Source organism: Bradyrhizobium sp., from assembly GCF_030693485.1.
GTDB lineage: Bacteria > Pseudomonadota > Alphaproteobacteria > Rhizobiales > Xanthobacteraceae > Bradyrhizobium.
This window is the reverse complement of record NZ_JAUYAN010000005.1, coordinates 1-24,167: the sequence shown is the minus strand read 5'-3', so window position 1 is coordinate 24,167 and position 24,167 is coordinate 1. Positions and strand designations below refer to the sequence as shown.

Genomic DNA, 24,167 nt, shown 5'->3' with positions numbered 1-24,167 from the left:
TCGTCGCAGGGCGATATGCTCGCGGCCACCCGGGCCGGTCTCGGGATTTCCGCGCTGTCCTGCCTGGTTGCCGAAGGTTACCCCGATCTGGTCCGCGTCGCGCCGCAAAAACTCGCCAGCGTGTCGGACCTCTGGCTGCTGGCGCATCCCGACCTCGTCGAGTTGCCCGCGGTCCGCGCCGTGATCGGTTTTGTCACGGCCTGCGCCCGCGAGGACCGGGTCCGGCTGCGGGGGTAGAAGGTCTCGGTGCCTCGGACGCGCCGTTGAGCGCTGCACCGTGTCCGGGACACGAGATACTAGCCCGGGATCACGCCCTCGCGCTTCTTCAGCACCCGGTAATAGCTCCACCACAGATGCGCCGCCGCACCGCGCAGCGGCCGCCACGGCTCCGCCAGCGGCGCCATCTGCTTCGGGGTCGGCCGCGTCTTCAGCCCCAATCCGATCTTGATGGCTTCCTGGATGGCGATATCGCCGGCAGGCCAGGCGTCGCCATGGCCGAGGCAGAACAAGAGATAGACGTCGGCGGTCCACGGGCCGATGCCGTGCAGGGCGGTCAGGGTGTTGTGCGCGGCGTCGGCGTCCTCGTTCGCCAGCACGTCGAGATTGAGCCGTTCGGAAGCAATCTCGCGCGCCAGGTTCTTCAAGGTCTTGATCTTGGCCCCCGACAGGCCTAGCCGGCCTAGCCGGTCGTTGCGCGCCTTGCGCAAGGCGTCATGGTGAAACGGGTCGAACGCGGCGCTGACGCGGCCCCAGATCGCCGCGGCGCTGGCGGTGGAGACCTGCTGGCCGCAGACGATATGGGCAAGGCCGGCAAAGCCGGGCTCGCGCCGCCGCAGCGCCGGCATCCCGGTCAGCGCGAAGATCGGCTTCAGCCGCGGATCCAGTTTTACAAGCGCATGGACCGCGTCTTCGAGGTCGGACTGGGTTTCGAGGTGGATGGGCATGGCGGGCCAGTTCTGGAGGTCGTCATGCGCGGGCAACAGCGCGAAGCGCGTCTTCGCCATGGTGACCCGCGCATCCATCTTCTATCGTAACTGAGTTTCCTCAGGGATGGATTGCCGCGTCAACCCGGCAAAGACGAGTGTTGAGAGCATGCCACCCGTTTTCCGCTTCGCACCTAGCCCGAACGGCTATCTGCATCTCGGCCACGCCTATTCGGCGCTGCTGAATTTCGACTCCGCCCGCCACAGCGGTGGCCGATTCCTATTGCGCATCGAGGATATCGATCCGGCGCGCTGCCGGCCGGAATTCGAGGCCGCCATTCTCGAAGACCTCGCCTGGCTCGGGATATCCTGGGAAATGCCGGTGCGGCGGCAGTCGGAGCATCTCGTGGACTATCGCGCTGCGCTGGAAAAACTGTCGGCCATGGGCCTGGTCTATCCCGCATTCGAGAGCCGCGCCGAGATCGCGCGCCTGGTGGCGCAGCGCGAGGCGCAGGGGCCGTGGCCGCGCGATCCCGATGGCGCACCGCTCTATCCGGGGGCAGCGAAGTCGATGGCGCCGGATGCGCGGGCGCGCCTGCTTGATTCGGCTACGCCCTGTGCGCTGCGGCTCGACATGGCGGCGGCGCGCGCGCGGGTCCCCGATCTCGACTGGATCGAGCACGGCGAAGGTCCCGAGGGCGCGGTGGTTGCCCGGCCCCAAGCCCATCCTGAAGCCTGGGGCGACGTCATTCTCGCGCGCAAGGAGACCCCGACCAGCTATCATTTGTCGGTCGTGATCGACGACGCCTTGCAGGGCGTCACCGAGGTGGTGCGGGGCGCAGACCTGTTCTGGTCGACCAGCGTGCACCGGCTGCTGCAGCATCTGCTCGATCTGCCGCAGCCGGTCTACCGGCATCACCGCCTCGTGACCGACGGCGAGGCGCGCAAGCTGTCGAAATCAACAGCGGCGACCGGGCTTCGCGAACTCCGGGCGCAGGGTGCGTCGCTGGCCGACATTCGCGGGTTGGTCGGTCTGGTTCGACCGGCGTGATGGGGGCCCAGTCCCGGCTGGTCCACAACGCCCTTCGTGACTCTCCGCGGTCCTCCATGGCATGGTGAGAGCGGCCAGGGTCGGGGGAATCATGGCGGTCAAGTCGCGCACCAAGCGCCCTACGCGGATACCGAGAAAACGGGTGCCGAAACAACGCGTTGCAGCCCGTGACACGGGCAAGGCGCGCAGGCGCGCGGCCGTGACTGGCGGACCCGGCACCGTCGAGGCCGCGCTTGCGGCGTTCGCCCATGAGGTCCGCACGCCGCTGACCGGAATTCTCGCCATCAGCGATCTGCTGGCGACCTCCGACCTCGACGAGCGCGAGCGGCGCTGGGTCGATACCATCAAGGCCGGCGCCGAGCACCTCGCCAGCCTCGCCACCTTGTTCGTCGATGCCGCGAGGAGCCGCGGCCCCGGGCTCGGGGTGCGGCAGGATTTCTTCGATCTGCGCGCGCTCGCCCGCAGCGTCGGGGATTCGCTGGCCGGCCGGGCGACCGCGAAGGGTCTGCAGTCCCATGTCGAGATTTCGGAAAAACTGCCGGCATTCGTGATCGGCGATCCGGTGCGGCTGCGCGCGGCGCTGGAAAACCTGATCGACAATGCGGCCAAGTTCACCGAGGCTGGCGGCGTCGCGCTCACGGTCAAGCCGATGCGCGGGCCGAAGGGCAAGGTCAGCGTCGCGTTTGCGGTTTCCGACAGCGGCATCGGTCTCACGCTCAATGAGGTCAAACGCCTGTTCCGGCCGTTCTCGCAGGCCAACGTCTCGATCTCGTCCCGCTTCGGCGGCGCCGGGCTCGGACTATCGTCGGTCAAGGCGCTGGCGCGGGCGATGGGCGGCGACATCATCGTGGAGCAGCGGCCCGGCGGAGGCACCACCTTCACTTTGAGCGTGACGCTGGCCCGCGCCAGGGCGCCGAAGGCGGCCAGCTCGGGTTCGGATGCCGATTCTGCGCTGGATCAGGTGCGGGGCCTGCGCGTTCTCAGCGTCGAGGACAATCCGTTCGGCCGCGTCGTGCTCAATGCGATCCTCACCGAACTCGGCCACCAGGCGGAATTCATCGGACGCGGCGAGATCGCCGCCGAGCGGATCGCGGAAGGAGCGTTCGACGCGGTGCTAATGGACATGGTGTTGCCGGGCATCAACGGCATCGAGGCGATCAGGCAAATTCGCAAGCTGCGCGCGCCGTTCGGCCGCGTCGCCATCATCGGGGTATCGGGCCGCGGCGACGACGAGGCGGCGTCGCGCGCCGCCGGCGCCAACGCCTTTCTGGTCAAGCCTGTGAGTCCAAGGGCTCTAGCGACTGTGCTGCTTGAAGCGACACGCCGTGCGGCAACCGCGACTTGATGATCGCCGCGTTCAGTTCGCCGCCATAGACGAAGATCGCGGCGATGAAATACAGGAACACCAGCGCGATGATGACCGAGGCGAGGCCGGCATACATCGTGACGTAGTTGTTGGCGAAGCGGGCGAGATACTGTCCGAACCCGATGCCCGACAGCAGCGACGCCACGAAGGTGAAGATGATGCCGGGCAGGATCTGCAGGAAACTGCGGCGGCCCGCCGGCAGCCAGGCGTGCAGGATGAACAGGGCGATTACCAGCGCCGCGATGGTAATGCCGTAGCGCGTGACGTTGAGGAAATGCTCGTTGGTCTCGACAACGAGCGGAATCCAGCGCCGCGCCGCCTCCAGCATCAGCGGACCGAGCACGATCAGGAACGCCATGGCCAGCGCGGTGAAGGCGGCGATCAGCGTGTAGCCGATCGATTCCAGCCGCAGCCAGTACCAGCTTCGCGGCTCGATCACCGAATAGGCACGGTTCAGCCCGACCCGCAGGCTCTCGATGCCGTTGGAGGCGAAGTACACCGCGAGCACGAGGCCTATGGTCAGCGCATCGCCGCGCGTCGTCGTCAGCACGTCGTGGATCTCGCTCGACAGCGAATCCGCGACCTGTTGCGGCCAGACCTGCAGCAGCAGCGTCACCGCCTGATCGGCGAGTTCCTTGGAGCCGAAAAATCCGGCCAGCGAAGTCAGCACGATCAGGAACGGAAACAGCGCCATCAGCGCCGAAAGCGCGATATGGCTGGCGATCGCCCAGCCGTCATCGGCGAGAAACGTATAGAACGCATCCATGACGACCAGATAGACGTAGCGGATCTGCCTCACATTTCACCCTGATGGAGCGGACGACGCATTCAACCGGCGACCCCGCTAGCTTCTGATATTACTGGACAAAAAGCCAGATGGTTGCGCCGGGGGCAGGGTCACGCCTGACATGATGGCGGACCGCCCGGTGCGGTGTTATGTAGCGCCGATGGCATCCTTCCTGAGTTCGATCCTCCTTCCCATCGCGGTCGCGGCAGTTGCGATCGTCCTGCTGCTTGGTCTCATCAACATGATGCGGGGCGGATCGCCGAACCGCTCGCAGAAACTGATGCGGCTGCGGGTGTTGCTGCAATTTATCGCTATCGTCATCACCATGCTCGCGGTCTGGGCGATGAGCCGCTGAAGGGGGAAATCATGGTCGTCCTCAATCGTATCTACACCCGGACCGGCGACGACGGTACGACGGCGCTCGGCAGCGGCGAACGCCGTCCGAAATATGACCTGCGCATCGCGGCCTATGGAACCGTCGATGAGACCAACGCTGCGATCGGCATGGTGAGGCTGCATCTGGCGGAAGCGCGCGAGATCGATGCCATGCTAGGCCTGATCCAGAACGATCTGTTCGATCTTGGCGCCGACCTCGCGGTGCCCGAGCGCCAGGGCAAGGTCGAGCGCCTGCGGATGCTGGGGAGCCAGGTCGAACGGCTCGAGCGCGACATCGACAGCCTGAATGCCCGGCTGGCGCCCTTGACCTCGTTTGTGCTGCCCGGAGGGACGCCGGCGGCGGCGCATTTGCATCTGGCCCGCACCATATGCCGCCGCGCGGAACGGATCATGGTGGAACTCGCGGCCAAGCCCGACGAGCCGGTCAGCGACGCCGGGATCCAGTACATGAACCGGCTGTCGGATTTTCTGTTCGTCGCCAGCCGTTCGGTCAATGATAACGGTGCCGGCGACGTGTTGTGGGTGCCCGGCCAAAATCGCTGAAGCCCCGTTCCCAGACGGTTCTTGGCGCGATTTTTGGCTTTCGCGCGTTGACCGCCGATAGCGGGACCTTTAGGTTCCGCGCCCAAGCTGATTGATACCGAAATTCAAGCGAAAGAGGGTCGATGAAGGTTCTGGTGCCGGTAAAGCGGGTGGTCGATTACAACGTCAAGGTCCGGGTCAAGAGCGACGGATCGGGCGTCGAACTGTCCAACGTCAAGATGTCGATGAATCCGTTCGACGAAATAGCCGTCGAGGAAGCCCTGCGCCTGCGAGAGGCCGGCAAGGCAACCGAGGTCGTGGTGGTGTCGATCGGCTCCGCCCAGGCGTCCGAGACCATCCGCACCGGTCTCGCCATGGGGGCCGATCGCGGCATTCTGGTCAAGGCCGAGGGTAACGTCGAACCGCTGGCGGTGGCGAAGATCCTCAAGGCCATCGTCGACGAAGAGCAGCCCGGCCTCGTCATTCTCGGCAAGCAGGCGATCGACGACGATTCCAACCAGACCGGCCAGATGCTGGCCGCCCTGCTCGGATGGTCGCAGGCGACCTTTGCCTCCAAGCTCGAAGTCGAAGGTACCGATTTCAAGGTGACGCGCGAAGTCGATGGCGGCCTGCAGACCCTGAAACTGAAAGGCCCGGCGATCGTAACTACCGACTTACGGCTGAACGAGCCGCGCTACGCCAGCCTGCCCAACATCATGAAGGCCAAGAAGAAGCCGATCGCCGACAAGAGCGCCTCCGACTACGGCGTCGATCTGACCGCCCATCTCGAGATCATCAAGACCACCGAACCGCCGGGCCGCAAGGGAGGCGTCAAGGTCAAGGACGTCGCCGACTTGGTGTCGAAACTCAAGAACGAAGCCGGGGTTCTCTAAATGACCACGCTGTTGATTGCCGAACACGAACACGCCAACCTGAAGGACTCCACCAACAAGGCGTTGACCGCGGCCACCCAATTGGGCGCCGAGGTCCACGTGCTGGTCGCCGGTGGCGGTGAGGGCACCAGGGCCGCGGCTGAAGCCGCCGCCAAGCTTGCCGGCGTCACCAAGGTGCTGATTGCCGAAGGCGATGCCTATGCCCACGATCTGGCCGAGCCGCTCGCGGCGCTGATCGTGGCGCTGGCGCCTGGCTATGACGCCTTCGTGGCGCCCGCGACCTCGCGCTTCAAGAACGTGATGCCGCGCGTCGCCGCTCTGCTCGACGTGATGCAGGTGTCGGAAATCATCAAGGTGGTGTCGCCGGATACCTTCGAACGTCCGATCTATGCCGGCAACGCCATCCAGACGGTGAAATCGAAGGACGCCAAGAAGGTCATCACGGTGCGGACCTCGACCTTCGCCGCGGCCGGTGTCGGCGGCAGCGCGTCGATCGAGAACGCAGCCTCCGCAGCCGATCCCGGCCTCTCCAGCTTCGTCGGCGAGGAAGTGGCCAAGAGCGATCGGCCGGAACTGACCTCCGCCAAGATCATCGTTTCCGGCGGCCGCGCCATGCAGAGCCGCGAGAATTTCGCCAAATACATCGAGCCGCTGGCCGACAAGCTCGGCGCCGGTGTCGGCGCCTCGCGCGCCGCGGTCGATGCCGGATATGCGCCGAACGACTGGCAGGTCGGCCAGACCGGCAAGGTGGTGGCGCCGGAACTTTATGTCGCGATCGGCATTTCAGGCGCCATTCAGCATCTCGCCGGCATGAAGGATTCCAAGGTGATCGTCGCCATCAACAAGGATGAGGACGCGCCCATCTTCCAGGTCGCCGATTACGGCCTGGTCGCGGACCTCTACCAAGCGGTTCCCGAACTGACCGAGGCGCTCGGCAAGCTCGGAAAGTAACGACGTTTCCAGTTCCGGCCGGATGGATCGGACTCCGGCCGGTGTTCATGCAAGAGAGGGTGGACGCGCGGGCCGCGTCTTCCCCGGTGAGATGATAAAATGGCGGTGATGATCAAGAAGGTCGGCGTGATCGGTGCGGGCCAGATGGGCAACGGCATCGCGCATGTGGCGGCGCTGGCCGGGCTGGAGGTGGTGCTTTACGACGTCTCCGCCGACCGCCTGAAGTCCGGCATGGCGACCATCAACGGCAACCTGTCGCGCCAGGTGGTCAAGAAGATCATCCTGGAGGATGCCCGCAAGCAGGCGCTGGGCCGCATCGTTTCCACTGAGACCATGGACGGGCTCGCCGATTGCGATTTGGTGATCGAAAGCGCGGTCGAGAAGGAAGAGATCAAGCGCAAGATCTTCCACGATCTGTGCGCGGTGCTGAAGCCGGACGCGATCGTCGCCTCCAATACCTCCTCGATTTCGATTACGCGGCTGGCCGCCTCCACCGACCGCCCCGAGAAGTTCATCGGCATTCATTTCATGAATCCGGTGCCGCTGATGGAACTGGTCGAACTGATCCGCGGCATCGCCACCGACGACGCGACCTTCGACGCATCCAAGGAATTCGTCACCAAACTCGGCAAGCACATCGCGGTATCCGAGGATTTCCCGGCCTTCATCGTCAACCGCATCCTGCTGCCGATGATCAACGAGGCGATCTATACGCTGTATGAGGGGGTCGGAAACGTCGAGGCGATCGATGCCGCGATGAAGCTCGGCGCCCACCATCCGATGGGACCGCTGGAACTGGCGGACTTCATCGGGCTGGATACCTGCCTCTCCATCATGCAGGTGCTGCATGAGGGCCTCGCGGATTCGAAATACCGGCCGTGCCCGCTATTGGTAAAATATGTCGAAGCCGGCTGGCTCGGCCGCAAGACCCAGCGCGGCTTCTACGACTATCGCGGCGACAAGCCGATCCCGACGCGCTGAGGCGATGTCGAGCGGCGCCTCATCGCCGCCATACGTAAGCCGAGGCTGTTGATAAGTCGGGGACAGCGCGGGGAAACCAGCCCGATTCACTTGTAGCTGGATCGGCTTACGCGGACTTCTCCCAGTTGCTCATGCCTGTGGAAAATGTCGGTGACCGCCTCGGCGATACGCATCATTAACCGCTGCTGGATAGGGTGACCGCGGTGGGGAGTAGTGCGTATGGATATGATGGCAATGGTGAGCAGCATGCTCGCGATGAAGGCGGCCGGCACCCAAACGCAGCTGGCTGCCTCGTTCATCAAGCAGAACGCCGACGCGGAGAAATCCGCTGTCATGACGCTGCTGGGCGCGGGCCAGAATTCACCCGCCAATCTCGGCGCCGGCGTCGGCGGCAGCCTCGACGTTTCAGCCTGAAATCTTCTTCTGTCCTTCCGGGTTCGCGCGAACGCGCGCCCCGAAATGACCTGTTCTAGGGCTTCATCGCGGCCTTGATCAGCTTGACGGCGTCGTCGCTGGCCCATTCCGCGGGTCCGGCGAGGGTGGCGATCTCGCAGCCCTGGCGGTCGACCAGCACCGAGGTGGGCATCCCCAGCGCCCGTCCCACAGCTTTAAGATCCTGAAAAACCTTGGCTTTCGGGTCGCTGAAATAGCCGAGCCGGGTCAGATTGCCGTCTTTCAGGAAATTCTTCGGCTTTTCCGGATCGCGGGTGTCGATATTGATCGCGACCACCTCGAAATCGGCCCCGCCGAGCTTGGCCTGCAGCTCGTCGAGAGCCGGCATTTCCTTGCGGCAGGGCACGCACCAGGTGGCCCACAGGTTCACCAGCACCATCCGTCCGCGCCAGTCCGAGAGCTTTTTGGGCTGGCCGCCGGCGTCGTCGAAGGCGAGGTCCGGCAACCGTAGCGGGGCCGTGGCCATGGTGAGCGCCGCTACCTCGCCATGCACCAGGGGCGCGATCTTGCGCGCCAGCTCGACCGCCGGACGGCAGGCGGCATCGCCCGTTGGCCGGTTCAGCCCGCCGGTCGCGTAGAGGACGGCGGATCCGATCGCCACCCCGATCAGTGCCGCGCCGATCGCAAGCGGCATCCGGCGCGTGGCGGCCCGGGGCGGCGTGACGTCCCGGGGAGGCGGGGGCAGTTCAGGCATATCGTTTGTCATCCTGTGCCAGATACGGCTATGCAGAGCTTATATTACGTTCGAGGACGGCACGGCGTTTCGTCGGCCCGGGCGATAAATGGCAAGCCACAGTAGCAAGCCGTGAGTAACAAGGCATGAGCAGCAAGGCATGAGCAACAAGATGTGGGGCGGCCGGTTCGGTGAGGGCCCCGATGCGATCATGGAGGAAATCAACGTCTCCATCGACGTCGATCGTCACATGTACGCCCAGGACATCGCCGCGTCCAAGGCCCACGCTGCGATGCTCGCCGCCCAGGGTATCATCACCGCGAGTGATGCGAAAAATATCGCCAGGGGTCTAGACACGATTCTGTCAGAAATCGAAAAGGGATCGTTCGATTTCAAGCGCGCGCTCGAGGACATTCACATGAATGTTGAGAGCCGGCTCGGCGAACTGATCGGGCCTGCCTCGGGGCGGCTGCACACTGCGCGTTCACGCAACGACCAGGTTGCGACCGATTTCAGGCTCTATGTCCGCGACACCATCGACGAGATCGATGCGTCGCTGGCCGCGTTCCAGCACGCGCTGGTGACGCGGGCGCTGGAACATGCCGGCACGGTGATGCCCGGTTTCACCCATTTGCAGACTGCCCAGCCCGTCACATTCGGGCATCATTTGCTGGCCTATGTCGAGATGGCGGCGCGCGACCGTGGCCGCTTTGCCGACGCGCGCAAGCGGCTCAACGAATCACCGCTAGGTGCCGCGGCGCTGGCCGGCACCTCGTTCCCGATCGACCGCGACGCCACCGCCAGCGCGCTCGGCTTCGATCGGCCGATGGCCAATTCGCTCGATGCGGTGTCGGATCGCGATTTCGTGCTTGAAACCCTGTCGGCGGCGGCGATCGCCTCGGTGCATCTGTCACGCTTCGCCGAGGAAATCGTGACCTGGACCTCGCCGCTGGTGGGCCTGGTGCGGCTGTCCGACAAGTTCACTTCCGGCTCCTCGATCATGCCGCAGAAGCGCAACCCTGATGCCGCCGAGCTGGTGCGCGCCAAGACCGGCCGGGTGATCGGCTCGCTCACCGCCCTGCTGATCGTGATGAAGGGACTGCCGCTGGCCTATCAAAAGGACATGCAGGAGGACAAGCAGGGCGCGATGGAGGCGTTCGGCGCGCTGTCGCTCGCCGTCCGCGCGATGACCGGCATGGTCCTGGACATCGTGCCGGACGAAGCCAGGATGAAATCCGCCGCCGGCGAGGGCTACGCCACCGCCACCGATCTCGCGGACTGGCTGGTGCGGACACTGAAAATGCCGTTCCGAGACGCGCATCACATCACCGCGCGCATCGTCGGGGCGGCCTCCGACAAGGGCCTGCCGTTGCATGGGCTCCCCCTGAAGGACATGCAGGCGATCGAGCCGAAGATCACCAAGGAGGCCCTTGCGGTGCTTTCGGTGGAAGCATCGGTGAAAAGCCGCGTCAGCTATGGCGGAACCGCTCCGAAAAATGTGCTGGCGCAGGCCAAGGCATGGCTGAGGCGGCTGGAAAAGCAGCGAAAGTTGGGCTGAGCCTGCAAAAACAGCTGCAATTTCATGGTCGTCCAGCTCTCGCCAGAACCAGGCAATCTTTGTATGGTGCCGCCGCATTGGGGATTTAGTCGTGAATCGCAAGTTGAGCCCGACATCTTCGGGATGGGCCATCATCGTTTTGAGCGCGGCCGTGCTGGCGCTCGGGGGCTGCGGCCGCAAGGGCGGGCTCGATCTGCCGCCGAACGCCGCGTCGCTGGCGTCATCCGCGGCAGCGCCTGTTGATACCGATATCGAAGCCGAACGGGCCGCGCGGGGCACGTTCAATCCGTCCTCCGGAACCAGCGATCCGTCGGCCACCGCGCCGCGAGGCCGCAAGAAATCCTTCGTCCTCGATCCGCTTCTCGACTGAGCCTGCCATGAACCACTTCGACTATCGCAACGGCGTGCTGCACGCCGAGGCGGTTAATCTTATCGATCTGGCGGAAGCGGTCGGTACGCCGTTTTATTGCTATTCGACCGCCACCCTGGAGCGGCATTACCGGGTGTTCAGCGAGGCCTTCGCCGGCGAGAAGACGCTGGTGTGCTACGCCATGAAGGCGAATTCCAACCAGTCGGTGCTGCGCACCTTGGCAAAACTCGGCGCCGGCGCCGACGTGGTGTCCGGCGGCGAATTGAAGCGGGCGCTGGCCGCCGGCATTCCGCCGCACAAGATCCTGTTCTCCGGCATCGGCAAGACCGAAGCCGAGCTGCGCGCGGCACTGGCCCGGGATATTCTTTGCATCAACGTCGAATCCGAGCCGGAGCTGGAATTGCTGTCGCGGCTGGCCAGCGAGACCGGCCGGACGGCGCGGATCTCGGTCCGGGTCAATCCCGACGTCGATTCCGGTTCGCACGCCAAGATCTCGACCGGCAAGTCCGAGAACAAGTTTGGTATTCCGCTGGCCCGCGCCCGCGCGGTCTATGCCCGCGCGGCGAAGTTGCCGGGCATCGAGGTCACCGGCGTCGACATGCATATCGGCAGCCAGGTCACGGATCTGGGGCCGCTGGAAACCGCCTTCCGGTTGCTGGCCGAATTCGTCCAGGTGCTGCGCGCCGACGGCCACACCATTTCGCATGTCGATTTCGGCGGCGGGCTCGGCATACCCTATCACTTGGACCGCGCAGTACCGCCGCTGCCGTCAGCCTATGCCGCGATGGTCAAGCGGGTGACGCACAATCTCGGCTGCACGCTGATGTTCGAGCCGGGACGGATGATCGTCGGCAACGCCGGCATCCTGGTCGCGCGCGTGATCTATGTGAAGCATGGCGACGCCAAGAATTTTGTCATTCTCGACGCCGCCATGAACGACCTGATCCGCCCCACGCTGTACGAGGCGCATCATGACATCCTGCCGGTGCGCGAGGCCGCGGCGGGTGCGCCCACCATCCTGGCCGACGTGGTCGGACCGGTCTGCGAAAGCGGCGACTATCTGGCACTCGACCGCAAGCTCCCGGAGCCTGCGCCCGGCGATCTCGTGGCGATCATGACCGCCGGCGCCTATGGCGCGGTGCAGTCCGGCACCTACAACACACGCGCGTTGGTGCCGGAAGTGCTGGTCAAGGACGATCAATACGCGGTGGTGCGGCCAAGGGTCGAGGTCGAAGAACTGATCGCGATGGATCGGGCGGCGCCGTGGTTGTGAACCGTCAGGTTGAGACGATCTAGCAGAACCCTGTCGGATCAAGCTACCGGCGGGGACATGCGGGAGGCAGGAAGCGGGGCATCCAGTTTATTACCAGATTTTCCCGACATGGAACAGATAAAGGGGTCCCCGCGTTCGTTGGCATATTGGAGTTTGAAACATGCCATCAAGCGCTCGCATCTTTGTCGCCGGGGTGTTGACTACTTTCGTCATCCTGGCTCTCGGCTTCGGCGGCGACTTAGTGCTCGCTCAGTTGGCAAGCAAGGAGCCGTCTGGCTATCAAACTCGCGCCAGTTCCGTTCAGCCCCCCGCCGTTCGCGTGATATTGCCGGCATCGGCGGAACCGGCGCAGCAGGCTCGGGCAGCCAGTGCCGTACCGGCCCCTCAACCGCAAATTCAACCGGTGAAGGAGGTGCAGGCCCCTATCGAAAAACAGATTCAAAACGCCCATGCCCCCAGGACGTCGGTCGCGGCCGAAGAACGACGAGAGCGCCGCAAACGCTATGCTGAGCAAAAATCCAGAAGAATGGATGCGCGCGCCAAGCAACAGATGGAACAAACGCGCCAACGTTCCGAAGCCGGCATACTTGCTTTTGGCGGAGACGATTTGCGTTCCAGTAATTTCTGGAACTGAACGCCGATTGTGGAAGTAAAGCTTTGACTTCCATCCTGAACATAGCGGAGACGAGATTTTGCGTTTCGTCGTCCAAGATTCCAACCTTGCACCGGTACGCCAATGGCCTTGCATCGCGACGTTCTCTGGCTTGGTCGCCAATGGGCCGTCACCGGTTACGGCATCCAAGCAGTCGACAAGAAGCTGGAAGGAAAGTTCGATGTTGAAGCCTCCCGACTCGGCGAGGACGGCCTTACGGAGTCCATGCTGTCGCAGAGGTGGTTCGACCCGGAGGATTTTGCGGAAGCTCTGGAGGTTGCGCGGGCACGCTTCCGCCCGGCTTCGAAACCCTTTACGCCCACCCCTGCCAATGAAAAATAGGAGCCGAACATCTTGCCCGGAACTGCGCGCGAAGCGCATGGTCGGAGGGGCTCTTTTTACCCTCATTCCGGTCCGGAGGTTATCGAGATCCGGACATAGGTCTGTGCCGCTCCGGGTCCGAGAACATCAGGTTTCGGATCAAGCTTCGGAAAAGGAGGCCGCAGCCGGCCGCTGCGGCCTCCTTCCGTCGCTTCACGTGGAAAAGCTCAGTTCGTGGTGCAGACCTTCATGGTCTTCATGCTGGTCTCGGCTTCGGTCCTGGTCTTGAAGGTGCCGTTGTCGACGATCGTGGTGGTGGTCGTCGTCGGTTTGGTGTCAACGATGGTGCACTTCTTGGTCGTTGCGTCGCGCACGATGTAAACTTCCTGCGCACTTGCGGTTTGCGCGACCGAGGTGGCGGCAAAGGCCAGTGCGCCGACAATCAGGATTTTTTTCAAGGCTTCCTCCGTTGGGTTTCGTGATGCGGGAAATAAATCCGCACGCAGCCCAATTGTTCCAGTTTGTCCCAAGTCTCCTGAGTCGGGTGCGCGCGGGGAGCGAAGCTAACCTTACAGCCTGAAACACGGCGTGTCGGTCGGCATCTGGTCGCCACGAGAAGCCTTTGCGCAGCTTCCGCCGAGGCAACCGACGGCCCGCCTGCAGATGACTGAGACGCCGCCGAAAGCCGTTGAGGTGAAGCGCGCGCCTAGGCCGCGGTACCTGGTCAAACGCGTAGCGAATTTGCAGCGGCTTGAGCCCCGCGGCTTTTTTCAGGCCGGATGGTGAGGCCAGCATTCCGGTCGAAGTCAGCCGGGCGAACGTGCAAGAGAAAGCCGCCGGGAAACCCCGGCGGCTTTCCGCAGTCCGTGATCGATTACTCGATGATCTGGACGATGCGGTTCGTGCCGGGATCCACCAGCACGGTGCGATCGTTCACCACGGTGTAACGATACCTGGTCACGCCGTACTCCTTCGGCACCTCGTGATAGGTCACGCCGCTGGACGGTAGATCGGCTCCGACCACCACTTCGCGGTCGTAGCGATAGGAGGGTACCCTGCGCTCCGTCACATAGCTGCGGAAACGCGGCCTCGTGTCGTCGGCAATGCCGCCGGCAACGGCGCCGACGCCGGCTCCGATCGCGGCGCCCACCGGGCCGCCAACGATGGCTCCGCCTACCGCGCCGGTGGTGGCTCCGGCTGCGGCGCCACTTTGAGCCTGGGCGGCGGTCGAGACGACGAGAACCGTTGCCAGGGCAACGCCGGTCAGCAATTTGAAACTCATTGGATGATCCTCCGTGGGCTGTGATCCACGACTGAACATTTCCCGCTCAGGAATGTTCCTGGGCACCCACCATCAGATTGGGAAAGGCAATGCGCATGGCGTCCCGGAATCTCCGATGTCAGAAGGCGATGCGAAGCGAAGACCCGAATCTGGAACGAAAATGACGGAGGGAAATTGTGGGTGACAGGCCGCATCTTCGCGACCGGGAGGAAATCAACAATGAGACGAATTTTACTTGTTGCGGCCGCGCTAGCCGTGTCGGCGCTGACGATGGCGGTGCCTGCTTCCGCACGGCTGGGAATTGCCGCCGTCGGCACCCTGATCGCGGACGATGCGGTCATTCAGATCAAGGGTGGTCACGGACGCGGCCACGGCAAGATGCACCGCGGCGGGCGTGGACATCATTATGGATGGAGCAGGGGTCGCGGTCATCAGCACGGCTGGAGCCGAGGTAAGCATCGCGGTCACCGGCACTTTTGATACCCGGTCTTCCGACACCCGGTCTCCGTCATCTTGCCCGGACGAATGAGATCGGGAACATAGTGAAAGGAACTGGTCCCATTGAGGTGTGACCGGTTCCTTTCGCTGTCGGGCTGAGGTCTACCTCAGCTCCATTTCGACCGCGATCCGAATCAGGTCGGAATGTTCAGAGCGGAACCATTCGACCCACTTTCAATCGGCAGTCCGGCTACCCGCCTGAGTCCTTCGCTGCGCCCACCACCACGCCCGCCGCCTGCTCGATCGGCTTGATCGCCGAGGTAAAATCCGACTCCGGGCCCATTTCTCGGATCACCACTTCCCAGAGCCGGCCGACCGCTTCGGCGACTTCCATCGACAGCCCCAGCGCCTTCATCTCTTCGAGGCAGAGCCGCACGTCCTTCACCATCAAGCCGGTGGCGAAGCCGAAATCGAAGCTGCGCGGCAGGATCGCGCGCGGAAACTTGTCGCGGCTCGCGGTGTTCATGCCCGAGCCGGCATTGATGACGTCGATCATCACGGCGGGATCGAGCCCGGACTTGACGCCCATCACCACCGCTTCCGAGGTCGCGACCACCGCGGTCGCCGACAACAGATTGTTGGCGAGCTTCATGGTCTGCGCCGAGCCCGGCTTCTCGCCGATGAAGAATACCTTGCCGATGACGCCGAGCGCAGATTTAACCACCTCGAAATCCGCTTTCGGGCCCGACACCATCACCGCCAGCGTGCCCTTCTCGGCGCCGCCGACGCCGCCGCTGACGGGGCTGTCGAGCTGCACGATGTTCTTCTTCGCCAGCAGATCGTGAATCCGCACCGCCATATGCGATCCGACGGTGGACAGATCGATGAAGCGCTTGACCAGTTTGCCTTCGATCACGCCGCCGGTGCCGGTTGCAACCTCGAGCGAGGCCTGCAGCGACGGCAGGCTCGCCAGCACGGTCTCGGCGCGGTCGGCGATGTCCTTCGGTGAGGATGCGGCCGCAGCGCCGAGCGCCACCAACGGGTCCACCGCCTCCTTGCGCTGGTCGAATACGGTGAGTTGATGCCCGGCCTCGATCAGGCGGCGCGCCATCGGGAAACCCATCTTCCCCAGGCCGATGAATCCGATTTCCATGTGATGTGCCTTCAACCCTTGTCGATTTCGGCGAACACTTCGCGCGCGATCCGGAAGCTGTCGACGCCCGCTGGCACGCCGGCATAGATCGCGACCTGCATGAAGATTTCGCGGATTTCGTCCCGGGTCACGCCATTGGTCAGTGCGCCCTTGATGTGCGCCCGCAATTCATGCGGCCGGTTCAAAATCGAGATCATCGACAAATTGAGCATGCTGCGGGTCTTGCGCGGCAGTTCCTCGCGGCCCCACACCGCGCCCCAGCAATATTCGGTGACCAGTTCCTGGAACGGCTTGTTGAAATCGTCTGAATTCTTCAGGGCGTTGGCGACATAGGCCTCGCCCAGCACCGCCTTGCGAATTTCCAGTCCCTTGTCGTGCGTTTTCTGGTCCATGACGTTTCCTTGACGTTTCCTTGGGGTTTTGATGGCTCGCGGCGGACGTTACGGGGTCGCGGCGGCGCAGTCACGCCTTCGTGTTATGCGTATTTCCGGGTGTGGGTTACATCAGGAATGGATGCCTCACCGCCGCCATTGTGCTAGGATTCTGTTCGGGCCAACCCGGAGAGTTGATTGAGCGGCGCCATTCCCGACCCGTCAGAACCTGCGCGCGACCCCGATGCCGCCGCCAGGCTGCAACTCGGACAGGCCTTGCAGCGGGCGAAATACGCGATCGCGTGGGAGCAGACTTGGCCGCATCTGGCGCGGTTGCTGAGCCTGATTGGACTGTTTCTGGTGCTATCGTGGGCCGGATTGTGGCTGACGCTGCCGTTTGTGGCACGCGCCGTCGGCATCGGCCTGTTCGCAGTGGCGGCGCTCTGGGCACTGTGGCCGCTGGTAAAATTCCGCTGGCCGAGCCGCGAAGCCGCGCTCAGCCGGCTCGACCGCGGCACCGGCATCCGGCATCGCCCGGCCACAGCGCTGACCGATACGCTGGCGACCCGGGATCCGGTCGCGCTGGCGCTGTGGCAGGCGCAGCGAGAGCGCACCCTGGCTTCGCTGAAGCGAATCCGCGCTGGCCTGCCGTCGCCGCGGCTGGCGATCCACGATCCCTGGGCGCTGCGCGCACTGGTCGCGGTGTTGCTGGTGGCGACCTTTGTGGCCGCCGGCGACGAGCGCCGCATGCGCATCGGCGCGGCGTTCGACTGGAACGGCGTGCTGGCGCCCGCCAATATCAGGGTCGATGCCTGGGTGACGCCGCCGCTGTATACCGGCAAGCCCCCGATCATTCTTTCAGCCGCGAACAAGGACGCCGCGGCGCCTGCGGCGGGACCTACCGGACCCTTGCCAGTTCCCTCAGGCTCGACGCTGATCGTGCGCTCAAGCGGCGGCACGCTCGATGTGGTGACATCCGGCGCGGTCACCGAGGCCGCCGCGGTCGAGCAGGCGCCCAAGGGCACCAACGAGAAGCAATTCACCATCGCCGGCGACGGCACCGCGCAGGTCCGCTCGCCCTCCGGGCAGCCGCAATGGAAGTTCGGCGCCACCGCCGACCGCGCGCCGACCATTGCGCTCGCCAAGGATCCGGAACGCCAGGCCCGCGGCTCGCTGCAGATGTCCTACAAGATCGAGGACGATTACGGCGTCACCGAAGCGCAGGCGCGGTTTGCGGCCCGCCCCGGCGAGCCCGCCAAAGGCGGCGCGGCGCCGCGGCCGCTATTCGACGCGCCGCAGTTTGCGCTGGTGCTGCCGAATGCCCGCACCCGCAACGGCGTCGGGCAGACCGTCAAGGATCTCTCGGAAGACCCCTATGCCGGTGCCGACGTCACTTTGACCCTGACGGCCAAGGACGAGGCCGGCAATGAGGGCAGGAGCGAGCCGTTCGACATGCGGCTGCCGGAACGGCTGTTCACCAAGCCGCTGGCGCGGGCGCTGATCGAGCAGCGCCGCATTCTGGCGCTCGACGCCAATCAGATCGGGCAGGTCTATGCCGCGCTCGATGCGCTGATGATCGCACCGCACCTGTTCACGCCCGAGGCCGGCCAGTATCTCGGCCTCTACAGCGTGTCGCGGCAGCTGGAGGCTTCCCGCACCGATCCTGCGCTGCGCGAGGTGGTGGCCGCGCTGTGGGCGCTCGCCGTCACCATCGAGGACGGCAAGATCACCGACGTCGACAAGGCGCTGCGCGCCGCCCAGGAGGCGCTCAAGCAGGCGCTGGAGCGCGGCGCCAGCGACGAGGAAATCAAGAAGCTCACCGAAAATCTGCGCGCGGCGCTCGACAATTTCATGCGCCAGCTCGCCGAACAGCAGCGCAACAATCCGCAGCAGCTGGCGCGGCCGCTCGATCCCAATACCAGGATGCTGAGCCAGCAGGACCTCAAGAACATGATCGACCGCATGGAGCGCCTGTCGCGCTCCGGCGACAAGGATGCGGCCAAGCAGCTGCTCGAGCAATTGCAGCAGATGCTGGAGAACCTGCAGATGGCGCAGCCCGGCCAGTCCGGCGACGGCGACATGCAGGAGGCGCTGAACGAACTCGGCGACATGATCCGCAAGCAGCAACAGCTGCGCGACAAGACCTTCAAGGAAGGCCAGGATTCGCGGCGCGACCGCCAGCGCGGCAAGCAGGGCGACAAGGGCATGGGCGAACTGCAGCAGGACCAGCAAGGCCTGCGCGACCGGCTCAAGAAATTGCAGCAGGAACTCGCCAAGCGCGGCATGGGGCAGGGTCAGCAGGGACAGAAGGGTCAGAAGGGCCAGCAGGGCCAACAGGGTCAGCAAGGGCAGGGCGGCGAAGATGGCGATCAGGGCGAGGACGGCCTCGGCGACGCCGATAGCGCGATGGGCGACGCCACCGGCAGGCTCGGTGACGGCAACGCCGATGGCGCGGTGGATTCGCAAGGCAAGGCGCTGGAGGCGCTGCGCAAGGGCGCCCAGAGCCTCGCCGAGGCGATGCAGCAGGGCGACGGCGATGGCCAGGGCGACGGTCCGGGCCAGCGCCCGGGACGGCAGCAGGGCAGCGCCGCCAACAACGATCCGCTGGGGCGTCCGCTGCGCGGCCGCGAATTCCCGGACGATCCCTCGGTCAAGATTCCCGACGAGATCGACGTGCAGCGGGTGCGCCGCATTCTCGAGGAACTTCGCCGCCGGCTCGGCGATTCGCTGCGCCCGCAGATCGAACTCGATTACATCGAGCGGCTGCTGAAGGATTATTGAGCGGTTACGGCGACGGAGGTGCGCTCCCTATCCCGCTTGCGGGGGAGGGCGGGGTGGGGGTGCCTCAGCACACACAGTCGCCAGCCGAGAGAATTCCCCCACCCGCCGCGCTACGCGCGTCGACCTCCCCCGCAAGCGGGAGAGGTAAGCGACACTCCGCTACGCCTTCTTCGCCGCCAGCGCATCGGCCACCGCGGTGCGGATATCCGCCACCGAAAACGGCTTCGTCACCACATCGTGCACGATGGCGTTGAGGCCGTGCGCACGTTCGCGCTGGTCGGCAAAGCCGGTCATCAGCAGAATCGTCAGATCCGGAAAATCCCGCGCCACGGCCAGCGCCAGCGCGATGCCGTCCATCACGGGCATCTTGATGTCGGTGAGCAGCAGATCGAAGGCGCCGTTTTCGCGGGTGAGGATCTCGAGCGCTTCGGCGCCGTCTTCGGCGGTGACGGTGGCATGGCCGTCCATGGCGACCGCCCGCGCCACCAGCGAACGCATGGATTCTTCGTCGTCGGCGATCAGCACGCGCGGCATCGTGTATCCATCTTTCGCAGCGGATCCGGTTCAGACATTGCCGCCGGCGATATCCCGCTTGTGGAAGAAGCGTACATCGATATTGCGGCCCTCGGGCGGCGGCGAGGCCAGCCGCGACTTGAACCAGGCGCGTTCGCCCGGCTTCAGCACGGGCTGTTCCAGCACCGCATTCCAGGCGTAGATCTCCGCGCCCTGCGCGTCGCGAACGCTGAAGCGCAGCCGCGGCAGCGGGACCGGCCGCTTGGCTTCGCCCGTGATGACGCCCTCGATCACCAGCACCGGCTTGCCATCCACCGTCTCGGAGGTGATCTTGACGTCCTTGAACATAAGTCCGCGCAGATTCACATCGAGACCGACCATCCTGTAGAAGTCGGCGGTCTGCGGCAGCAGCCGCACCACCTCGACCCGCCAGATCATCAGCGCCAGCACCAGCGCGCCCATCCCGGCACACGCCATCGCCGCGCTGGCGAACGATTTCTTGCGCCCCACCCGAGCCTGGGCCGCCGGCCGCCTGAAAAGTCTGCGGAACCAGGACAGCCGCTGCGGACCCGCCTCCGCGTTCAAATCGTCCCGGGCCGTCGACGGCCAGTTGGCGTCGTCGGTCGAGGTTTCGCTGGGCCAGTCGGCCGATATCGAGGGGCTGTCGACGACGGGGGTTCCCGCGCTGTCCTCGGCCGCCATCGCTTCCCATTCGGCGAGGGTGTCGTCGGCCCCGGCCTGGGCGGAGGCGGCAGCCATGGCAGGGGCGGCGACCGCGAGTTCGGTCGCATCCTCCGGCCTTGCCAGCCACACTTCCTTGCACCTGGAACAGCGCACAGTACGGCCGGCCGCGCCCAAAGCAGCCGGATTAATGGCGTAGGACGTGGTGCAATGGGGGCAAATGATATGCATGGAGCGGATCTCCACAATGACGCTGGCGGGATGCTACAACGCGAGCGTTAACGAATCGGAAACCATAACCGAAGCACAACCATTTTGCCCGGCTCGCAAGCCAGCGAGGCCGGCCAATCGCGGGGCCAGGCCTTACGGTCACGGGACTTTCCGGTCACGCCCCACATCGAACGGAGCTGAGCTTGGTTCGGTTCGAAAATGTCGGACTGCGTTACGGGCTCGGCCCGGAGATTCTGCGCGACCTCAATTTCCTGATCCCGGCCCATTCGTTCCAGTTCCTGACCGGCCCGTCCGGCGCCGGCAAGACCTCGCTGCTGCGGCTGCTGTTCCTGTCGCTGCGGCCGACCCGCGGCCTGGTCAACCTGTTCGGCCACGACGTTTCGCTGCTCGGCAAGGATCAGATCGCAAATCTGCGCAAGCGGATCGGCATCGTGCTGCAGGACTTTCGCCTGCTCGATCACATGACGACCTACGAAAACGTCGCGCTGCCGTTCCGGGTGATCGGACGCGACGAATCCAGCTACCGCAAGGAGGTCATCGATCTCCTGAAATGGGTCGGCCTCGGCGAGCGCATGGATGCGTTGCCGCCGGTTTTGTCCGGCGGCGAGAAGCAGCGCGCGGCGATCGCTCGCGCCGTGATCTCGCGGCCGCAGCTGTTGCTGGCGGACGAGCCGACCGGCAACGTCGATCCGACGCTGGGGCGGCGGCTGCTGCGGCTGTTCATCGAGCTGAACAAGTCCGGCACCGCGGTCATCATCGCGACCCACGACATGACGCTGATGGACCAGTACGATGCGCGGCGGCTGGTGCTGCATCAGGGACGGTTGCATATCTATGAGTAGAACCGGCGACGACCACGGGCCCCTGGTGGATCTCGGACATGAGCGTCCGCAACTGCCGGCACGCGCGCGCAATCTGTCGCCGATCGTGCCGCGCGCCTCGATCGCGGGCCGCGCGCTGGTCGCGGTGGTCGCCATCATGACCTTCCTCGCCTCGATCACGACAGGCGCCGTGCTGCTGGTGAGCGCGTCGGCGGCGGAGTGGCAGTCGGAGGTCGCGAGCGAAATCACCATCCAGGTACGCCCCGCCGCCGGGCGCGATATCGAGCGCGATGTCGCGGCGGTCGCCGAGGCGATGCGGGCGCAGTCCGGCATCGTCGAGATCAAGCCCTTCACCAAGGACGAATCCGCCCGACTGCTGGAACCGTGGCTCGGCACCGGACTGTCGTTCGACGATCTGCCGGTGCCGCGCGTCATCGTGGCGCGGGTGGCGCCGGGCACCGTGCTCGATCTGGCGGCGTTGCGCGGCCGGGTGTCACAGCTGGCGCCGACCGCCAGCGTCGACGATCACCGCGCCTGGATCGAGCGGATGCGCTCGATGACCGGCGCCACCGTGTTCGCCGGCATCGGCATTCTCGCGCTGGTGATCGCTGCGACCATCATCTCGGTATCGTTCGCGACGCGCGGCGCGATGGCGGCGAACCGCCCGATCGTCGAGGTGCTGCATTTCGTCGGCGCCGGCGACCGCTTCATCGCCAACCGCTTCCTGCGGCATTTCCTCAGGCTCGGCCTGCAGGGTGGCGTGATCGGCGGCGGCGTCGCCATGCTGCTGTTCGGCTTCTCCGAGTCGATCGCCGGCTGGTTCTCGGGCACCCCGGTCGGGGATCAGTTCGCGGCCCTGCTGGGGACGTTTTCGCTGCGGCCCTCGGGCTATCTGGCGCTGGCGGCACAGGCGGTGCTGATCGCGGCGATCACCGCCTGGGCATCACGGCGTACGCTGTTCGCCACCCTGGACGATATCGAGTGAGGCGCTTTCTTCTCCCCACCACGCGCAAGGTCGCGCGGGGGGAGGGGAGTTCAAGAGCGAGCCTTGGAAGTGAAAATTGCGCTAGACTTGCAGGGACAAGGGAAACACCGGCACCGCATGAGTTCGAAGTCCGACGATAGATCTCCCGATGAGACGGCGGCCGCGCCGAGGGGATGGCTGCGCGCGACCATCGTGGCGTCGCTGGCGATCGCCTTCGTCGGCTCCGCGGTCGGCTTCGTCGCCTTCCTGTCGCAGCTGCGCGGCGCCGAAGTGAAGCCTGCTCACAGCGCCGACGGCATCGTGGTGCTCACCGGTGGTTCCTCGCGCGTTTCCGATGCGATGGAGTTGCTGGCCGGCGGCTATGGCAAGCGGCTGCTGATCTCAGGCGTGTACCCGACCAACGCCGCGAGCGACATATCCCGTTCGCTGCCCGACAACCAGTCGCTGCTGGGCTGTTGCGTCGATCTCGACCGTTCCGCCGTCAATACCCGCAGCAATGCGGCGGAGACGCGGCGCTGGGTGCATGACCGCGGCTTCAAGTCGCTGATCGTGGTGACATCGAATTACCATATGCCGCGCGCCATCGTCGAATTGTCGCATGCGATGCCCGATATCCAGCTGATTCCGTTCGCGGTGGTCGGCGAAAAATGGCGGGATGAGCCGTGGTGGACGAGTGGCGCGACGTTGCGGCTGCTGCTATCGGAGTATGTCAAATACGTCGCCGCGGAGCTGCGGGTGCGGCTGGCCGATGTCGGTCTCGACCTGCCCGATCTCGCGGACCAGCCGGCCGGGGCGCCCCCGGCGCGCAAACCTGCGACGGCTCACGCCAACTGATCTGGGTATTCCATGGTTTCGATCTTCCTGCGCTCGCTGGTCTACAACGTGCTGTTCTATGTGATGCTGGTGTTCTGGAATATCGTTGCCATTCCCACCTTCCTGATGCCCCGGCGCGCCTTCATGGCGGTCGCCAAGACCTGGGCGCGCAGCAGCGTCTGGCTGATGCGCGTAATCTGCAACACCAGGCTGGACGTTCGCGGGCTGGAGAAAATCCCGCAGGGACCGTTGATCGTCGCGTCGAAGCACCAGTCGATGTGGGAAACCTTCGCGCTGATGCAGTTCTTCGATGCGCCGCTGTTCATCTACAAGCGCGAGCTGGCCTGGATCCCGTTCTTCGGCTGGTATCTGATGAAGTCGGAAATGATCGGCGTCGACCGCAGCGGCGGCATGCGGTCGCTGATGGACATGGCGCGGCGCGCGCCGAAGGAAATTCGCAGCGGCCGGCAGTTGATCATCTTTCCCGAGGGCACCCGCACCCCGGTCGGGGCGCCGCCTGACTATATGACCGGCGTCGGCCAGATCTATGCCAGCAGCGGCGTGCCGTGCCTGCCGGTCGCGCTGAATTCCGGCCTGTTCTGGCCGCGCCGCACCTTCATGCGCTATCCCGGCACGCTGGTGGTCGAATTCCTCGATCCCTTGCCGGCCGGCCTGACCCGCAAGGAATTCATCGTCCGCATCGCGACCGTGATCGAAGCCGCCACCGACCGCCTGGTCGCCGCCGCACGCGCGGAGCAGGCGCAATTGTTCGGGGTGGTGCCGTCAGCGCCGGCGGGAAGGAAGTAGTTTCTTCTCCCTCTCCCGCGCTTGCGGGGGAGGGCCGGGGTGGGGGCTGCCTTCGCGGGACAAACCCGTTGCGGCTCTGCGGAGGAGAGAGCCCCCACCCGCCTCGCTGCGCTCGGCACCC

General features: G+C 65.0%; 28 protein-coding genes and 1 pseudogene. 20 read left to right on the top strand and 9 right to left on the bottom strand.

Annotated features, from left to right (window positions below; genetic code table 11):
* A pseudogene (locus Q8N40_RS00355) lies at positions 1–237 on the top strand (LysR family transcriptional regulator); the annotation flags it as partial.
* A gap of 59 nt (positions 238–296) precedes the next feature.
* Here the strand turns inward: Q8N40_RS00355 and Q8N40_RS00350 are convergent.
* Positions 297–944: a DNA-3-methyladenine glycosylase gene (locus Q8N40_RS00350; RefSeq protein ID WP_305710394.1), complete on the bottom strand. Its 648-nt coding sequence runs from the start codon at positions 942–944 to the stop codon at positions 297–299.
* Positions 945–1,092: 148 nt separating this feature from the next.
* On the opposite strand from Q8N40_RS00350, the gene gluQRS reads away from it, so the two are divergent.
* The gene (gene gluQRS / locus Q8N40_RS00345; RefSeq protein ID WP_305710393.1) at positions 1,093–1,974 is read left to right on the top strand and encodes a tRNA glutamyl-Q(34) synthetase GluQRS; all 882 of its coding nucleotides are present in this window, start codon (positions 1,093–1,095) and stop codon (positions 1,972–1,974) included.
* Positions 1,975–2,065: 91 nt separating this feature from the next.
* The gene (locus Q8N40_RS00340) at positions 2,066–3,319 is read left to right on the top strand and encodes an ATP-binding protein (RefSeq protein WP_305710392.1); all 1,254 of its coding nucleotides are present in this window, start codon (positions 2,066–2,068) and stop codon (positions 3,317–3,319) included.
* Here the strand turns inward: Q8N40_RS00340 and Q8N40_RS00335 are convergent.
* The gene (locus Q8N40_RS00335) at positions 3,246–4,106 is read right to left on the bottom strand and encodes a YihY/virulence factor BrkB family protein (protein WP_371135579.1); all 861 of its coding nucleotides are present in this window, start codon (positions 4,104–4,106) and stop codon (positions 3,246–3,248) included. The two genes, Q8N40_RS00340 and Q8N40_RS00335, sit on opposite strands and share 74 nt — an antisense overlap.
* Before the next feature lie 181 nt (positions 4,107–4,287).
* On the opposite strand from Q8N40_RS00335, the gene Q8N40_RS00330 reads away from it, so the two are divergent.
* From Q8N40_RS00330 to Q8N40_RS00305, 6 genes are all read left to right on the top strand, one after another.
* Positions 4,288–4,482 carry a twin transmembrane helix small protein gene (locus Q8N40_RS00330; protein ID WP_305319945.1) on the top strand — a complete coding sequence of 65 codons (195 nt, stop codon included), beginning with the start codon at positions 4,288–4,290 and terminating at the stop codon, positions 4,480–4,482.
* 11 nt (positions 4,483–4,493) lie between these two features.
* Entirely contained in the window at positions 4,494–5,066 is a 573-nt protein-coding gene (locus tag Q8N40_RS00325; RefSeq protein ID WP_305319941.1) for a cob(I)yrinic acid a,c-diamide adenosyltransferase, read from the top strand.
* Positions 5,067–5,188: 122 nt separating this feature from the next.
* Positions 5,189–5,938 carry an electron transfer flavoprotein subunit beta/FixA family protein gene (locus Q8N40_RS00320; RefSeq protein ID WP_305319940.1) on the top strand — a complete coding sequence of 250 codons (750 nt, stop codon included), beginning with the start codon at positions 5,189–5,191 and terminating at the stop codon, positions 5,936–5,938.
* Positions 5,939–6,889: an electron transfer flavoprotein subunit alpha/FixB family protein gene (locus Q8N40_RS00315; protein WP_305319939.1), complete on the top strand. Its 951-nt coding sequence runs from the start codon at positions 5,939–5,941 to the stop codon at positions 6,887–6,889.
* A 99-nt stretch (positions 6,890–6,988) separates the two neighbouring features.
* Positions 6,989–7,870, top strand: a complete 882-nt coding sequence (locus tag Q8N40_RS00310) for a 3-hydroxybutyryl-CoA dehydrogenase (RefSeq protein WP_305710390.1) — start codon at positions 6,989–6,991, stop codon at positions 7,868–7,870.
* Positions 7,871–8,089: 219 nt separating this feature from the next.
* A complete protein-coding gene (locus Q8N40_RS00305; protein WP_305320858.1) occupies positions 8,090–8,284 on the top strand; it encodes a hypothetical protein in 195 nt (64 codons plus the stop codon).
* 55 nt (positions 8,285–8,339) lie between these two features.
* On the opposite strand, the gene Q8N40_RS00300 is transcribed toward Q8N40_RS00305, so the two are convergent.
* Positions 8,340–9,017 (bottom strand): TlpA disulfide reductase family protein, encoded by a 678-nt coding sequence (locus Q8N40_RS00300; RefSeq protein WP_305710389.1) that lies wholly within the window; start codon positions 9,015–9,017, stop codon positions 8,340–8,342.
* Positions 9,018–9,156: 139 nt separating this feature from the next.
* Between Q8N40_RS00300 and argH the strand changes: the two genes are divergently transcribed.
* The 5 genes from argH (at position 9,157) to Q8N40_RS00275 (ending at position 13,191) form a co-directional block, all read left to right on the top strand.
* Positions 9,157–10,554 (top strand): argininosuccinate lyase, encoded by a 1,398-nt coding sequence (argH, locus tag Q8N40_RS00295; RefSeq protein ID WP_305710388.1) that lies wholly within the window; start codon positions 9,157–9,159, stop codon positions 10,552–10,554.
* Positions 10,555–10,645: 91 nt separating this feature from the next.
* Positions 10,646–10,924 (top strand): lipoprotein, encoded by a 279-nt coding sequence (locus Q8N40_RS00290; RefSeq protein ID WP_305320855.1) that lies wholly within the window; start codon positions 10,646–10,648, stop codon positions 10,922–10,924.
* A gap of 7 nt (positions 10,925–10,931) precedes the next feature.
* Entirely contained in the window at positions 10,932–12,197 is a 1,266-nt protein-coding gene (gene lysA, locus Q8N40_RS00285) for a diaminopimelate decarboxylase (protein WP_305710387.1), read from the top strand.
* A gap of 160 nt (positions 12,198–12,357) precedes the next feature.
* Complete coding sequence (locus Q8N40_RS00280) at positions 12,358–12,831, top strand: hypothetical protein (RefSeq protein ID WP_305320853.1); 474 nt, start codon at positions 12,358–12,360, stop codon at positions 12,829–12,831.
* Between the two features lie 102 nt (positions 12,832–12,933).
* Positions 12,934–13,191, top strand: a complete 258-nt coding sequence (locus tag Q8N40_RS00275; protein ID WP_305710386.1) for a hypothetical protein — start codon at positions 12,934–12,936, stop codon at positions 13,189–13,191.
* Between the two features lie 206 nt (positions 13,192–13,397).
* Here the strand turns inward: Q8N40_RS00275 and Q8N40_RS00270 are convergent, their stop codons facing one another.
* Positions 13,398–13,628: a hypothetical protein gene (locus Q8N40_RS00270; RefSeq protein WP_305320852.1), complete on the bottom strand. Its 231-nt coding sequence runs from the start codon at positions 13,626–13,628 to the stop codon at positions 13,398–13,400.
* Between the two features lie 416 nt (positions 13,629–14,044).
* Positions 14,045–14,452 carry a DUF1236 domain-containing protein gene (locus Q8N40_RS00265; protein ID WP_305320851.1) on the bottom strand — a complete coding sequence of 136 codons (408 nt, stop codon included), beginning with the start codon at positions 14,450–14,452 and terminating at the stop codon, positions 14,045–14,047.
* 219 nt (positions 14,453–14,671) lie between these two features.
* Here Q8N40_RS00265 and Q8N40_RS00260 point away from each other — a divergent pair, with 219 nt between their 5' ends.
* A complete protein-coding gene (locus Q8N40_RS00260; RefSeq protein ID WP_305320850.1) occupies positions 14,672–14,932 on the top strand; it encodes a hypothetical protein in 261 nt (86 codons plus the stop codon).
* A gap of 208 nt (positions 14,933–15,140) precedes the next feature.
* On the opposite strand, the gene Q8N40_RS00255 is transcribed toward Q8N40_RS00260, so the two are convergent.
* A complete protein-coding gene (locus Q8N40_RS00255) occupies positions 15,141–16,043 on the bottom strand; it encodes an NAD(P)-dependent oxidoreductase (RefSeq protein WP_305710385.1) in 903 nt (300 codons plus the stop codon).
* Between the two features lie 11 nt (positions 16,044–16,054).
* Positions 16,055–16,435, bottom strand: a complete 381-nt coding sequence (locus Q8N40_RS00250) for a carboxymuconolactone decarboxylase family protein (RefSeq protein WP_305710384.1) — start codon at positions 16,433–16,435, stop codon at positions 16,055–16,057.
* Between the two features lie 177 nt (positions 16,436–16,612).
* Here Q8N40_RS00250 and Q8N40_RS00245 point away from each other — a divergent pair, with 177 nt between their 5' ends.
* Entirely contained in the window at positions 16,613–19,195 is a 2,583-nt protein-coding gene (locus Q8N40_RS00245; protein ID WP_305710383.1) for a TIGR02302 family protein, read from the top strand.
* Between the two features lie 159 nt (positions 19,196–19,354).
* On the opposite strand, the gene Q8N40_RS00240 is transcribed toward Q8N40_RS00245, so the two are convergent.
* Positions 19,355–19,729 carry a response regulator gene (locus tag Q8N40_RS00240; RefSeq protein WP_305710382.1) on the bottom strand — a complete coding sequence of 125 codons (375 nt, stop codon included), beginning with the start codon at positions 19,727–19,729 and terminating at the stop codon, positions 19,355–19,357.
* A 30-nt stretch (positions 19,730–19,759) separates the two neighbouring features.
* Positions 19,760–20,620, bottom strand: a complete 861-nt coding sequence (locus Q8N40_RS00235) for an MJ0042-type zinc finger domain-containing protein (RefSeq protein WP_305320845.1) — start codon at positions 20,618–20,620, stop codon at positions 19,760–19,762.
* A 182-nt stretch (positions 20,621–20,802) separates the two neighbouring features.
* Here Q8N40_RS00235 and ftsE point away from each other — a divergent pair, with 182 nt between their 5' ends.
* The 4 genes from ftsE to Q8N40_RS00215 all read left to right on the top strand — a co-directional run bounded on the left by ftsE (position 20,803) and on the right by Q8N40_RS00215 (position 24,046).
* Positions 20,803–21,462 carry a cell division ATP-binding protein FtsE gene (gene ftsE, locus Q8N40_RS00230; protein WP_305320844.1) on the top strand — a complete coding sequence of 220 codons (660 nt, stop codon included), beginning with the start codon at positions 20,803–20,805 and terminating at the stop codon, positions 21,460–21,462.
* On the top strand, positions 21,455–22,426 hold the full coding sequence (locus Q8N40_RS00225; protein WP_305320843.1) for an ABC transporter permease: 972 nt from the start codon (positions 21,455–21,457) through the stop codon (positions 22,424–22,426). The genes ftsE and Q8N40_RS00225 overlap by 8 nt, the downstream gene beginning before the upstream one ends.
* Before the next feature lie 117 nt (positions 22,427–22,543).
* Entirely contained in the window at positions 22,544–23,260 is a 717-nt protein-coding gene (locus Q8N40_RS00220; RefSeq protein WP_305320842.1) for a YdcF family protein, read from the top strand.
* Between the two features lie 12 nt (positions 23,261–23,272).
* Positions 23,273–24,046 (top strand): 1-acyl-sn-glycerol-3-phosphate acyltransferase, encoded by a 774-nt coding sequence (locus Q8N40_RS00215; protein ID WP_305710381.1) that lies wholly within the window; start codon positions 23,273–23,275, stop codon positions 24,044–24,046.
* Positions 24,047–24,167: the final 121 nt, after the last annotated feature.